This is a genomic window from Agrobacterium sp. CFBP2214 (assembly GCF_030209895.1).
GTDB classification, from domain to species: domain Bacteria; phylum Pseudomonadota; class Alphaproteobacteria; order Rhizobiales; family Rhizobiaceae; genus Agrobacterium; species Agrobacterium radiobacter.
On sequence record NZ_JARVRC010000006.1, the window covers coordinates 187,814 to 201,365 of the forward strand.

Consider the following 13,552-nt stretch of genomic DNA (forward strand, 5'->3'; position numbering starts at 1 on the left):
ACAATACCCGCAAGGCCTGAGCCTGCGGGTATTGTCGTCCGCCGCATTTATTCGACCGGTCAGCTTTTTGGCAGGCCGGGTGGGTTGGTGCGCGATTCCGGCAGGGCTTCTTCCGATAGCTGCCAGCGATCCAGGATCTTCGCGTAAGCGCCGCTCTTGATCAGGTCGTTGGTGGCAAGCGTCAGTGCATCGGCCAGTCCCGAGCCCTTGCGGGTGGTGATGGCGACATCGGACCGTTCCGGCCAGCCGGCGGAGAGGGTTCCGACGCGCTTGATCGTCTTGTCGCGTGCGGCGATGAAAACCAGCTGCGCATGCGGCTGGACGATCACATCCGCCCTCCCCGCAGAAAGCGCCACAAACCGTGTGGCTTCATCATCGTAATATTGCAACTCGATCGGCTTCAACCCGGCGGCAACATTCTCGTCGCTCCATTTCAGCAGAATGCGCTCCTGATTGGTGCCAGCGCCGACGATGATCCTCAGGCCGGCCGCGTCCTTCGGCTCGCGGATGGCGGTTATACCGCTATCCGACTTGACGAAAAATCCGTGCAGGCCCTGACGATAGGTGGAGAAATCGAACTTTTCCTTGCGCTGTTCGGTCACACCGACATTCGAGATCACCGCATCGTATTTGCCGGAAGCAAGCCCCAGCGGCCAGTCCGCCCAGGCCACCGCCACCAATTCCAGATCGAGGCCGAGGCTGTCGGCCACCGCAAGCGCGTAATCAGGGTCTGCGCCGACCACAGTTTTTGCATCCGTCGCATAGGTCGCAAGCGGTGGCCCACCGGGTGCGACCGCGACGGTGAGTTTGCCCGGTGTGACGAATTTGAAATCCTTGGGAATAGCGGCAATAGCACCGGGGTCTTTTTCAACCCTGACGCGGCCTGGCTGGTCCGGCGACAGATCGAAGACATCCGTTGCAAAAGCCGGTGCGAAACCGGCAACGGACAGAAAAGCACCGAGCGTGGCCGTGGCGAGACGAGAGGTGAAAGTCATTGTGGTTTCCCGATAGAATGATTGCGGGACGGAGGTAGCGCGGGCGGGAGGATGCCCGCGCTACCGGCTGAGTGATGTCCCACCTTCAACTCAGCTTTTTGGCAAGCAAACCAGAACTCAGCTCTTCGGAAGGCCGGGCGGATTGGTGCGGGATTCGGTGATGGCTTCCGATCCAAGATTCCAGCGGGCGAGAACCTTGCCGTAATTGCCGTTCTTGATCTGGGCGTTCAGCGCGGCGGTGATGGCCTCGGCGATGCCCGCGTCCTTTTTCGAAGCGACGGCGATTTCCGCCGCCTCAGGCCAGCCGCCGGAGAAGGTGCCGACAAGTTTCGTCTTCTTCTGGCTTGCCGCCTGGAAGGCAGAGGTGGCGTTGGGGCCGAGATAGGCATCCGCGCGACCGGATTGCAGGGCGACGTCAAGCACGGCCTGATCGTCGTAATATTGCACGTCGGTATCGGCCAAACCCTTGGCCTTGTTGTCCTTGATCCATTTCAGCAGGATCTGCTCCTGATTGGTGGCGGCGCCGACGATCACCTTCAGCCCGGCTACATCCTCGGGCTTGCCGATGGACGTAACCTTGCTGTTATTGCCGACGTAAAAGCCGAGCAGATCGTTGCGATAGCTGGAAAAATCGAATTTTTCCTTGCGGGCTTCCGTGACCGTGATGTTGGAGGTGACGGCATCGTATTTGCCGGAGGTGAGACCGAGCGGCCAGTCGGCCCAGGCGATGGGAACAAGTTGCAGCTCAAGGCCAAGGCTGTCGGCGACCAGCTGGGCGATATCCGGCTCCACGCCGATCGGCGTTTTCGTGTCGCTCGCATAATCCACCAGCGGCAGACGGAACGGCACGGTCGCGACCGTCAGCTTTCCGTCGGCGATGAATTTATGTCCTGCGGGCAGAAGCTTGATCGCCTCTTCCACCTTTTCAGCGCGCACCCGGCCTTTCTGTTCGGGCGACAGGTCCACTTCCTGCGCATGCGCAGCCGGAATGAGTGCGGCGGTGGCGGTGAAAAGACCGCCGGCGAGCAGGGACAATAATTTCGATGAAAATACCATGCGAGTGTTTCCTTTGTTGTTGATTAGAGAACTTTTGCGAGGAATTCGGCCGTGCGCGGGTGGTCCGGGTTGTTGAACACCTTTTCCGGCGTGCCCGTTTCCAGGATGCGGCCCTGCTCCATAAAGACGACCCTGTCGGAGACTTCGCGGGCAAAACCGATTTCATGGGTGACGATGATGAGGGTGACGCCGGAGCGGGAAAGCTCCTTGATGACGTCAAGCACCTCGTTGACGAGTTCAGGATCGAGAGCGGATGTCGGCTCATCGAAGAGCAGCACCTTCGGCCGCAAGGCCAGCGCCCGGGCAATCGCCACGCGCTGCTGCTGCCCGCCGGAAAGCTGGCGCGGATAGGCGCCGGCTTTTTCGGCAAGGCCGACACGGGCCAGAAGATCGCGTGCTTCGGCCTCGGCCTGCTCTTTCGATATGCCGCGAACCACGACCGGCGCTTCGGCGATGTTTTCAAGTGCGGTCAGATGCGGGAACAGGTTGAAGCTCTGGAACACCATGCCCACTTCGACGCGGCGTTTCAGGATTTCCCGTTCCTTCAGTTCGTAAAGCGTATCGCCCTTCTGACGATAACCGACCAGCTCGCCGTCTATGGCGATAAAGCCGTCATCGACACGCTCCAGATGGTTGATGGAACGAAGCAATGTGGACTTGCCGGAGCCGGACTGGCCAAGAATGGTGGTGACGCTGCCTGCCGGGATGGAAAGGCTGACGTCGTCCAGCACCTTCAGCGTTCCGAAGGATTTCGAGACACCGTGAATATTGACCGAACCGCCGCGATTTCCGAGCTGGAAACTTCCCGACCTGACGGTGGCGGGGCGTTGGGACAAGGCAACCGCAGGCGTCGCCGTCTCCACCGCTTCAGGCAAGGGCTTGCGCGGCAGGAAGGTGCGGTAGAGCGTGGCGAACAGCGAGGGCGGCGGATTGCGCAGCGCGCCGCGCGAGAAGTGCCGTTCGATATGGTGCTGCACGATGGAAAGCGCCGTCAGGATCACCAGATACCAGACGGTTGCGACCATCAGCAGCGGGATCACTTCCAGATTGCGGCGATAGATGATCTGGATCGTATAAAAAAGCTCCGGCAGGGCGAGGATATAGACCTGCGAGGTGCCCTTTGCGAGCAGAATGATCTCGTTGAAACCATTCGGCAGAATGGTGCGCATCGCCTGCGGCAGCACGATGCGTGAAAACTGTCTGCGCCGCGGCAGGCCGAGTGAGGCCGCAGCCTCAAGCTGGCCCTGTTCCACCGAAAGAATACCGCCGCGCACGATTTCCGATGAAAAGGCTGCGGCATGTAATGTCAGCCCCAGCACCGCAGCCGCAAAGGGCGTCATCAGCTGCGTGGTATTCCAGCCGAAGAAATTGATGCCGGTATAGGGCACGCCGATCGTCACGGTCTCGTAGAGATAACCGAGATTGTTGAGGATCAGCAAAAGCACGATCAGCGGAATGGAACGGAATATCCAGATATAGGTCCAGGAGATCGCGACAAGCAAAGGCGAACCTGAAACGCGCGCAAGCGCCAGAACCGTGCCGAGCACGAAACCGAGAAAAGCCCCGAGCACCGTCAGCAACAGCGTCCGGCCGAGCCCCACAAGCACCGGTTCGGCAAAGAACCATTCCGCAAACACGTTCCAGCCCCAGCGGGGATTGCCGAATACGGAGTGCAAAATGGCCGCGATGATGAGGACCGAGAGAACGGTGCCCGCCGTGCGCAGCGGATAACGGGCGGGAACGACGCGAAAATGCGCGTAACCGTCCTTGACCGGCTCACCCTTCTGTTCGTTCACCGCAACATGCGGAAAATCGGAGGCTATTGTCATCGGAGAAAGCCTTTCACGGATGAACCGGAGAGAGTTGCGGCCGGGCGGCCTGTACTGGCGCGCCATCCGGGATGGAGGCGGCAGCGTCGGAAAGCCATTTTTCGAAGGGCAGCGACCGGATCGTCTCGGGATCGGCCGTCGTGTCGAACAGGGCGCGATAGCCATTGGTGAGATAAAGGCCGACCGCTTCCGGCTGGCGGAAACCCGTGGTCAGATAAACGCGGGCGTAACCCTGCCGGATCGCCTGCTGCTCCAGCTCCTGAAGCACGATTTTCGCAAGCCCCTGCCGGCGGTGGGCCGAGTGGGTCCAGACGCGCTTGAATTCGGCCGTCTCGTGGTCGTAGCGCATGAAAGCGCCGCCGGCGATCGCCTTACCGTCGCGCAAAAGCAGCAGGAAATTGCCCGATGGCGGGCTGAAGGCCTCCGGCGGATATTTGTTCAGCTCCGCCTTGGCCCCTTCCGCGTTGAAAAATGTGCCGTAACGGCTGTCATATTCAAACAGCAACTCCTCCAGAAGCGGCGTTGCGAGCGGATCCTTGACCGATGTGTAGAGAAAACTGTCGCTCATGTCCTTGTCCTAAATTTCGCGTCAGGAGAGGTATGCTTCCGCCAGACGCACCCAGAAGCGCGCTGCCGGTGCGATGATCGCGTCGTTGAAATCATAGTGGGGGCTGTGCAGCGGCGCGCTGTCGCCATTGCCGACGAAGAGATAGGAGCCGGGCCGCTCCTGCAGCATGAAGGCAAAATCCTCGCTCGCAGTGCGCGGCTGGAACGCTTCGGCAATCTGCGCGGACGGGAAATGCCTTTTGGCAACCTCACGGGCGAAGACCGTCTGCGGGGCGTGATTGATGACCGGCGGGAAACCACGGGAATAGGAGACATCGGCGCTTGCGCCGAAACTTTCCGCCTGCGCTCTGGCCAGCGCCGGAAGCCGCTCCTCCAGCCTGTCACGCACGGCGGGCGAAAAAGCCCGGGCGGTGATCTGCAGCTCGACGCTCTCGGGAATGACGTTGGAGGCGGTTCCGCCATGGATGGAGCCGACCGTCAGCACCGCCATCTCGCGCGGATCGACATTGCGCGAAACGATGCTTTGCAGGGCGGTGATGAAGCTTGCCGAGGCGAGAACCGGATCGACCGTCTCATGCGGCGCCGCCCCATGCCCGCCCCTGCCGATGATCTGCACCTTCGCCTTGTCGACGGAGGCCATGGCAGGACCTTCGACGAAGCCGAACTGCCCGGTTTCGACACCCGGCCAATTGTGCAGGCCGAAGACCGCATCGACCGGAAACCGCTCGAACAGCCCGTCCTTTATCATCGCCCTTGCACCCGCACCGATCTCCTCGGCCGGTTGGAAGATCAGTGTCAGCGTGCCGGAAAAATTCGATGTTTCGGCAAGATAACGGGCGGCTGAAAGCAGGATGGTGGTATGGCCATCATGACCGCAGGCATGCATGACGCCCGACGTCTGGCTGGCATAGGCAAGGCCGGTTTCCTCGATAATGGGCAGGGCGTCGATATCGGCGCGGATTCCGAGACGTTTTTCACCATGACCGCGCTTCAACGTGGCGACGACACCGTGACCACCGACACCCTCCGTCACCTCGTATCCGAAAGACAGGAGATAACGGGCAATGAGCGCCGCCGTACGCGTCTCCTTGAGCGAAAGCTCTGGATGCCGGTGGAGATCATGCCGGATGGCGATGCTCTCTTCGATGAAGGCAAGGATTCCCCGTTCGGCGTCGTCCTGCGGACGCGCGCCGTCAATGCGGATATTCATGGTTCTGTCTCCTGCGCGGGGCCTTTGCGCGCCGCGTCTTGAAATATGCGCCGGGCAGCGATTAACGCCGCCCGGCTGCAAGCTCAGGCGATGGCCTTGTCAGACGCGTTTTCGCCGCCGGCATAGACGTTTTCCCGGAAAGGCAGACCGAGATGATCACGCAATGTCGCGCCTTCCAGATGCGGATCGAAATAACCGCGCCGCTGCAGCACCGGAATGACGAGGCGGATGAAATCATCCAGTCCCTCGGCAATCACCGGAAAGCCCAGAATGAAGCCATCGGCCGCATCGTGTTCCACCCAGCGTATGATCTCGTCGGCCACCTTGTCCGGTGTGCCGATGAAGCCTTCACGCGGGGTCGCAGCCTCCAGCGCCGCCTCGCGCAGCGTCTGGTTCTTTTCCTTGGCCCGCCGCTTGATGCGGTCGGTCGTCGAGCGGAAACTGTTCTTGCCGATCTCGCCGAGTTCGGGGAAAGGCTCATCCAGCGGATAGGCGCTGAAATCATGATGATCGAAGAAGCGACCGAGATAGGCGAGCGCATCCTCGATAGTGATGAGGTTCCGGATGACGTCGTATTTCGCCTCCGCTTCCTCCTGCGTTTCGCCAACGATCGGGCCGATGCCGGGGAAAATCTTCACATCGGCAGCGGACCGGCCCTGCGCAACGGCGCTCTGCTTCACACGCTTGAGGAAGGTCTGGTTTTCCTCCAGCGAAGCGGAATTGGTGAAGACCGCATCCGCGTGTTTGCCAGCAAGACCGATGCCGGCATCGGACGAGCCTGCCTGGAACACCACCGGCTGACCCTGTGGAGAACGCTGGATGTTCAGCGGGCCTTCCACCTGGAAGAAGCGGCCCTTGTGGCCGAGCGTGTGGAGCTTGGCGCGGTCGAAAAACTGTCCCGTCTCGCGGTTACGCAGGAAAGCGTCATCGTCCCAGCTGTCCCACAAGCCCTTGATAACCTCGAGGTATTCATCGGCGATCTCGTAACGCAGCGCATGTTCGGGGTGATTGCGGCTGTAATTTTTCGCCGTGCCTTCGAGCGGTGTCGTCACGGCATTCCACCCGGCACGGCCGCCGCTCAAAAGATCGAGCGAGGCAAACTGGCGGGCAATGGTGAAGGGGTCGCTATAGGAGGTCGAAACGGTTCCCGCCAAGCCGATCTTCGAGGTGACGGCGGCGAGCGCCGAAAGGATCGTCAGCGGCTCAAACCGGTTGAGGAAATGCGGAATGGACTTGTCGTTGATGTAGAGCCCATCCGCCACGAAGGCGAAGGCGATGCCGGCTGCTTCCGCCTTCAGCGCGTTCTTTCTGAAAAAGTCGAAATTGACGCTGGCATCGACAGGGCTTTTGGGGTGTCGCCAGGCATTCATGTGCCCGCCGGGACCTTGAAGCATGATGCCGAAACGGATTTTCTTTCTCGTCATGTCATTCCCTCCTGAGAGAAAATTATGCCGCCCGGGAAAGGCGATGTGGGGCCAAGAGTTCGACCGAGGCAAGCCGCTGATCGGCCCCGACATGGGGCGGTTCGATGATGAATTCCTCGATGCCGTGCTCTTCGGAAAGCGCACGAAGCGCCTTGTGAATATCCTCCGGCCCGCCATGCAGGACGTTGGGCTTGCGCTCTTCGATGCGATAATCGGTATCGCCGGACTGGCGGGCGAATTCCTCCGCCTGTTCGCGGCGGCCGAGGTTGAACGCCCTGCCGTCGCTGAGGAATACCCGGTAGATGCGTTGACCTTCGACCTGTCTCGCGGCATGGGCGGGATCGCTGGCTGCAAAAGCCGACAGTGCAAGGATCGGGGCAACTCCACCGCTTTCCTCCCGGAAAGCCGAGAGGCTGCGGCGAAGAACCTCCGCATCACCATTGAGGTGGCCGGCAAAGACGAAATTCCATCCCCTTGAAGCCGCAAGCCTTGCGCTTTCCGGGCTGGCGCCGAGCAGAAATCTCTCTGCCGCGACCGGCGGCGCAGGTGTTGCCTGCAGCCCGGCCTGTGCATGATCCTGCGGCACAGCGCCCGATAAAAATGTGGTGAGTTCACCGAAGGCCGCTTCGAAATCCGGCTTGCGGGCGGGATCATAGGCCTGCTGCAAGGCCGACGTCGCAAGCGGCAACCCACCCGGTGTCTTGCCGATGCCGAGATCGACCCGGCCGGGCGCAAGCGACGACAGGACGTTGAAAACCTCGGCAACCTTGTAAGGGCTATAGTGCTGCAGCATGACGCCGCCCGAGCCAACCCGGATGCGGGAGGTCTTCGCCAGTATCCATGCAACCAGCGCCTCCGGCGCGGAACCGGCAAGCTCCGGCGAATTGTGATGTTCGGCCACCCAGAAACGGCGATAACCCAGCTCTTCGGCGCGTTTGGCAAGATTGATCGTGTCGCGGAACGCGCTCGCGGCGTCCTCCCCCGTTGAAACCGGGCTCTTGTCCAGCAAACTGAGCGTATACATCATCACCTCGCGTCTTTGATGCATACTTTGTCTACCGATTTTATATTCTAATAAAGGATGATCGTTCCACGTTGCGGCGCGATCAGAGAAAATATTGTTTTCAGTGATGTTTTCGAAAGCCCGTGCCGGCAAAACGGGGGACCTGGTCTCAAAAAGGCTGCAACAGGCCGCTTTGAGCACCAAACCCGGACGAAACGGGCTTGCGCCGGAATTCGCTAAAAACTACTTAGTAAGTAAGGAATAATACGGCCCGGCACTGTAAACTGTGCCGACTCTCTTTTCGGATCGTGCGATGTTGACCAAAAAAGGCAAATACGGATTAAAGGCTCTTGTCGATCTGGCGCGGTTGCCTCAGGGCGAGACCGCCTTCGTGACGGAGATTGCGACCCGCAACAACATCCCGAAAAAATTCCTGGACACTATTCTTCTGGAACTGCGCAATAGCGGCATTCTGCGCTCCAAGAAGGGCCCGAATGGCGGTTATTCACTGTCGAAAATGCCATCCGAAATCATGATCGGGCAGGTTATCCGTACGCTGGATGGACCCTTGGCTCCCATCCGCTGCGCAAGCCGCACGGCCTTTGAAGCCTGTGACGACTGTGATGATCCCGAGACCTGTCAGGTCAGGGTTTCGATGACGGACGTGCGTGACGCCATCGCAACCATTCTGGACAATATGACGCTTGCGCAATTCGTGGCAAAGGACGGGCAGGATGCCCGCTCTATTCCGGCCGGCGAATAGAATTTCGCACGGCCCTTCGTTCGGGTTCCACGACAGAGCGTCGCTTATTGCCTGCGCAGATCACTGTCCAGCGACGCGATCAGCCCGGCTTCGCTGACGCCTTCGACAAGACCGAGGCGCGCCATCAGGATTTCAAGCGTGATGGCATTGTTGCGGACCGAACGAAAGGTGACATTCTCCGCCCCCACCTGCGCCGCATCGATATTGGCCGCAAGGCTTGTTATCTGCGCCTTCAGGAGTTCGATGGCGAGAAATATTTCACCTATCATGGGCCGCGCTGCGCCCTCGTCCGCCAGTCTGTCGATCAGCAGAACGGAAAGCTCACGCTGCTTCTGCCCCAGAGCCACTGCGGCTTTCAAAAGGGCGGAAACGGAAGCGGCCAGGTTCCCGGCGCCCTGGGCAAGGAACACCACCTGATCGGCGCGCAAGAGACCCTCCCATGACGTATTGGGGCGATTGCGCAGGACGACAAGCAGGGGCTGTCCGGCCGTGTTGACAGCCGGCACAACGATCCAGTCCGCATCGACCTTGACCGACCCCGCGACTTCATCGGGCAGCCGCAGGGCGTAGTCGTCTTCCGTCACCACAACCGCCTGATCCAGATCAGCGGCAGATATTGCCAGCGCGAAGGTCTCGCCAAGATCAAGACGGGCGAAGAGCGCCTTGCGCTGGTCTTCGCTACCCGCGTTCCTGATGAATTCCAGGGCGGTGAAATGTTCAACGAGATCATGCGCCGCCCCCGCATCGGCTGCGGAAATGATGGCTAACGCCTGTGACAGAACGTCATTTGTGATATCCGCCCCGCCGAGTTCCGTTGGAACGGAAAGAGCAAGAAGACCGGAACGGGCGATCCGCGCATGAATTTGCCCGGGACTTTCAACGGCGCAGTTTTCGGCGATCGTCCGGGCAACGGTCAGCACATCGATATCCGCGCCGAGGCGTGGAGGAACGAAACGAAGTCTTTCGCCGAGAGGCGTGACGGATCCCATGCTCAACTCCCTCAAAGAATGACAAAGTGAAAGCGCCGAATGGCCGGCGCTCAGTCCAGAGAATGATAACGCCCGTTTTGATAGAGCAGCGAATGACCGGAGCCGATGCGGATCGCCTCCACCTTGCCGATGACGATGACATGGCTGTGCCGTTCGATCGTTTCTTCGATGGTGCAATCGATCGCGGCAACCGCGTCTTCGAGGATGGGCGCGCCGCTCGACAGCCGTGTCCATTCAGCGCCGCGATACCGATCCGGGCCCTTCAGGCCACCGATGCCGGCAAACTGATTGGCAATGAACTGATGGTTCGCTCCGATGATGTTGACGGCAAGATGACCGAAACGCTGCACCACCGGCCACGTTGACGAGGAACGGTTGAGCGCTACCAGAATGCGCGGCGGATCGACCGACAAAGCGGTGGCCGAAGTCACGGTCGCTCCCGTTCGCTCGTCACCCTCACCGGCCGTAATCACGCTGACACCGCCGCCCAGTGTTCTCAACGCCGCCTTGAGGCTGTCGGCATCCGCCGACTTGCCGCCAACCGGGTCGCGGAGATTGATGAAGTGTTGATCCTTGGCCGCATATTGCAATGTCATCGGGTTGCTCCTGAAAACAGCTGAATTGTTCAATAGCTAGCAGCGATGGCGGGGGGTGAAATAGACATCGTTTTCCATATTGATAATATTCTATAGAAATAATGTCTTATATGCCGTTGCCTGATTTCATTGCGCCGCAAGGATGTCTGCCGAAACGGAAGAAGGCATAAGCCGCCTCCCGCCGATGAATCAGGATCCGGACACCAGCTTGACGTTACCGCCATGACCGCCACCGCCGAAAACCTGTTTCGCGCCGAAAGAGGACCGTATCTGGTTACGGGGCCCACCGAGCCCGATTTCCGGAAACAGCAGTTCGGATAGCCGATAGGCTTCTTCCAGATGCGGATAACCCGAGGCGATGACGGTATCGATGCCCAGCGCCTGATATTCCCTGAGCCGCGCCGCCACCGTCTTCGGCGAACCGACCAGCGCCGTGCCTGCACCCGAACGGACAAGACCGATGCCCGCCCACAAATTCGGGGAGACTTCCAGCCGGTCTCGCCGGCCATTGTGCAGCGCCTGCATTCTCGCCTGCCCAACGGAATCCGAAGCCTTGGAGAAGACCTCCTGAGCGGATGCGATGGTTTCGTCGGAAAGCTTCGAGATCAGCCGGTCGGCATCGACCCACGCTTCCTCGTCTGTTTCGCGAACGATGAAATGCAGCCGGATACCGAAGGTAACCTCTCGCCCTTTTTTGGCGGCGGCGGCGCGCACCTTGGCGATTTTTTCAGCCACCTGCGCCGGCGGTTCACCCCAGGTCAGGTATTTGTCGGTGATACCGGCCGAAAACTCGATGCCGGCATCGGAGGAGCCGCCGAAATAAATAGGCGGTCGCGGTTCCTGCACCGGCGGCAGGCCGAGTTTTGCGTCCACCGCCTTGATATATTTGCCGTCGAGGTTTCCCTTGCCGGTTTCAATCAGCGAATTGAACACCTGGAAAAACTCGCCGGCGTGATCGTAACGCTCGTCATGGGGCAGAAAAATGCCATCGCCGGCAAGTTCCTGGGCGCTGCCGCCGACCACGATATTAAGCAGCAGCCGGCCATGGGAAACGCGATCCAGCGTGGAAGCGAGCCGCGCATAATAAGCGGGCGATGCGACGCCCGGACGGATGGCGACCAGGAATTTCAACTTTTCGGTATAGGCGGCAAGATTGGCCGCAAGGATGAAGGATTCCTCACAGGCAACGCCGGTGGGAATGAGCACGCCTGAATAACCCAGCCGATCAGCGGCCTGGGCTATTTCCCGGAAATAGCCGGGATCGGCAGGACGCGAAAGATCGTCTGAGCCGAGATAGCTGCCATCGCCTGAGGTGGGTATGAACCACAGAAAATCGAGTGGCTTATCGGGTGTGCTCATCGGCAGGTCCTTTGCAATCTGCCCTCGGGCAATGCGGCTTGATGATAAAAGGGTAGCCAATTCCCCGGCGCGTTTAAGAAATTTTGTTCCAATTTCCACCCGGCGAAGAGAGTTTCTCTCCCCGATAACCCGCGCTCCGAAAGGAAAAGGAGCCTTCGTTAATGGTCCTCAGAAGACCGGATAAAGGCCGAGCATCGCAAAGTTCATTTCGCAGATCTCTTCCCTTTCGAGTTCGAGATCGCTTTTCTCCTGCCTGATGCGTCCGGAATGATCCAGAGGATGAAGACTAACCTGTTCCTCGCCACGCGGCTGGCGCCGGGTCAAACCGAACAGATCGAAAGTAAACGCATGAAGTCCCTGCGGCATGTGCGCCTCCTTTGCTCAACTCCCTTATCCTCGGGCGACGGTCTGACATCGTCAATATTTTCCATAAAATTACTATTCTATAATTGGGGGATCACCGGCAAATGTGGACTAAGGTTGCGGCGACGGGAAAAAATCCGTTTCCGGCCGCCGAGAATGGGCCCTCGCCGCCTCATCTAACGATGGTGGTAAATTTCAAGCGTCCGGTCTCATGGCAAGGCAAACCGGCGCTTGAGAAAAAGGCCGGAAAATGCACCCAAACCGCAAAAAACGAGAAATACCCAGCCGGAAAGCGCACCCGCATGGATGCCTGACAAAAGCACGCCAATAGTGCAGCCAAGCGCGGTCATGCCACCCCAGCCCATCAGCACGCCACCGGCAAACCGTGTCACCAACCCACCGGCGGAAGGCCATGCGGGCTGAAATTTCCCCGCTGACAGCGCGGACGCCAGACTCGCAAACATCAGTCCCAGGACGAAAACACCGTTCGGCGACAGGATCGTTGTTTTAACGGCGCTGATGCATCCCCGCACCGTGTCTAATCCCGCAAGCGTTTCCGGCACCCAGCCCGCCGCAGCCCCGGTCGTTCTGACGATGCTGCCGAGTTCGGCCGTCACTCCGAGCGGTGCGACACGGAAATAGGAAAAGGCGCTGATGGCCGCGACAAGAACGCCGGTTATGACGGGCGGCCAGCGTTCGACGAAAATGCTTCGGAGCGCCTGCTGCAGCCGGCTTGCCGTGGCGGCAGTCGATGAAGCGGGCTCGGTTTTATCGAAAAACAGAACGAGTAGGATCAGAATGACCAACACAGTGCAGGCAACCAGCAGCGCCGGGCCGTATCCAAGATGATGCGGCAACCAGATGGGCAGATCGTCAAAAATGCTGACCGTATAGAGAAAATTCCAGCTGAGAAATGCCAGCAGGAAACCAAGCCCCGCTCCGGCTATGGCAAGCACGGAACCGAAAGCCCCCTCGCCCAGCCGGTAAAAATGCCCGGACAGGCAGGAGCCGGAAAGCGCTGCGCCCAAACCGAAGACGCTCGCAGCCAACGCCAGAATCCAGCCGACGGGGCCGATATGCGCATTGGGCGGCAGGCGGCCGGGTTGCGGCACCGGCATCCACGCCGCGGTGACGACCTGGTAAAACACCACGCCCGCCAGCAATGCCACAAGAATGGCCACAACACCGTCCGAACGCCTGCCGTCGATGAAATCGCGGAAATTGCAGAGAAAGCAGAACCGTCCGCGCTGCATCACGATGCCGAAAGCGGTGCCGGCCAGAAGGGAAAATGCAAGCGGCCTGCCATTCTCAAGCAGCCCCAATTGATAAACAGCAACCGTCAGGGCGCATAAAATGGCAAGCGCCGCGAGGCGGGAAAGGGTCGAATGCATGGAATAC

Annotated in this window: 13 protein-coding genes; 1 reads left to right on the forward strand and 12 read right to left on the reverse strand. The window is 59.8% G+C overall.

The features are described from left to right. Positions 1–59: 59 nt before the first annotated feature. From QRN60_RS16555 to QRN60_RS16585, 7 genes are all read right to left on the reverse strand, one after another. Positions 60–995, reverse strand: a complete 936-nt coding sequence (locus QRN60_RS16555) for an ABC transporter substrate-binding protein (RefSeq protein ID WP_111780399.1) — start codon at positions 993–995, stop codon at positions 60–62. A 117-nt stretch (positions 996–1,112) separates the two neighbouring features. Further along, on the reverse strand, positions 1,113–2,051 hold the full coding sequence (locus tag QRN60_RS16560) for an ABC transporter substrate-binding protein (RefSeq protein WP_003506870.1): 939 nt from the start codon (positions 2,049–2,051) through the stop codon (positions 1,113–1,115). Positions 2,052–2,074: 23 nt separating this feature from the next. Next, positions 2,075–3,880, reverse strand: coding sequence for an amino acid ABC transporter permease/ATP-binding protein (locus QRN60_RS16565; protein WP_003506872.1), 1,806 nt, complete (start codon positions 3,878–3,880; stop codon positions 2,075–2,077). 13 nt (positions 3,881–3,893) lie between these two features. Continuing rightward, positions 3,894–4,448 (reverse strand): GNAT family N-acetyltransferase, encoded by a 555-nt coding sequence (locus tag QRN60_RS16570; RefSeq protein WP_111817648.1) that lies wholly within the window; start codon positions 4,446–4,448, stop codon positions 3,894–3,896. A 21-nt stretch (positions 4,449–4,469) separates the two neighbouring features. Continuing rightward, positions 4,470–5,657, reverse strand: a complete 1,188-nt coding sequence (locus tag QRN60_RS16575; RefSeq protein WP_003506876.1) for a M20 aminoacylase family protein — start codon at positions 5,655–5,657, stop codon at positions 4,470–4,472. Positions 5,658–5,740: 83 nt separating this feature from the next. Continuing rightward, entirely contained in the window at positions 5,741–7,081 is a 1,341-nt protein-coding gene (locus QRN60_RS16580) for an LLM class flavin-dependent oxidoreductase (RefSeq protein ID WP_129566842.1), read from the reverse strand. A gap of 22 nt (positions 7,082–7,103) precedes the next feature. After that, positions 7,104–8,108 carry an LLM class flavin-dependent oxidoreductase gene (locus tag QRN60_RS16585; RefSeq protein ID WP_165001883.1) on the reverse strand — a complete coding sequence of 335 codons (1,005 nt, stop codon included), beginning with the start codon at positions 8,106–8,108 and terminating at the stop codon, positions 7,104–7,106. Between the two features lie 289 nt (positions 8,109–8,397). Between QRN60_RS16585 and QRN60_RS16590 the strand changes: the two genes are divergently transcribed. Further along, positions 8,398–8,847, forward strand: coding sequence for an RrF2 family transcriptional regulator (locus QRN60_RS16590; RefSeq protein WP_003506886.1), 450 nt, complete (start codon positions 8,398–8,400; stop codon positions 8,845–8,847). Positions 8,848–8,891: 44 nt separating this feature from the next. Here QRN60_RS16590 and QRN60_RS16595 read toward each other — a convergent pair whose 3' ends face one another. The 5 genes from QRN60_RS16595 to QRN60_RS16615 all read right to left on the reverse strand — a co-directional run bounded on the left by QRN60_RS16595 (position 8,892) and on the right by QRN60_RS16615 (position 13,545). Further along, entirely contained in the window at positions 8,892–9,836 is a 945-nt protein-coding gene (locus tag QRN60_RS16595) for an acyl-CoA dehydrogenase family protein (RefSeq protein ID WP_020808984.1), read from the reverse strand. Positions 9,837–9,886: 50 nt separating this feature from the next. Beyond that, complete coding sequence (locus QRN60_RS16600) at positions 9,887–10,432, reverse strand: flavin reductase family protein (protein ID WP_003506889.1); 546 nt, start codon at positions 10,430–10,432, stop codon at positions 9,887–9,889. Between the two features lie 189 nt (positions 10,433–10,621). Further along, complete coding sequence (ssuD, locus tag QRN60_RS16605) at positions 10,622–11,791, reverse strand: FMNH2-dependent alkanesulfonate monooxygenase (RefSeq protein ID WP_020808986.1); 1,170 nt, start codon at positions 11,789–11,791, stop codon at positions 10,622–10,624. A 168-nt stretch (positions 11,792–11,959) separates the two neighbouring features. Beyond that, complete coding sequence (locus QRN60_RS16610) at positions 11,960–12,157, reverse strand: hypothetical protein (protein WP_020012002.1); 198 nt, start codon at positions 12,155–12,157, stop codon at positions 11,960–11,962. 206 nt (positions 12,158–12,363) lie between these two features. Then, the gene (locus QRN60_RS16615) at positions 12,364–13,545 is read right to left on the reverse strand and encodes a YeeE/YedE family protein (protein ID WP_111817647.1); all 1,182 of its coding nucleotides are present in this window, start codon (positions 13,543–13,545) and stop codon (positions 12,364–12,366) included. Positions 13,546–13,552: the final 7 nt, after the last annotated feature.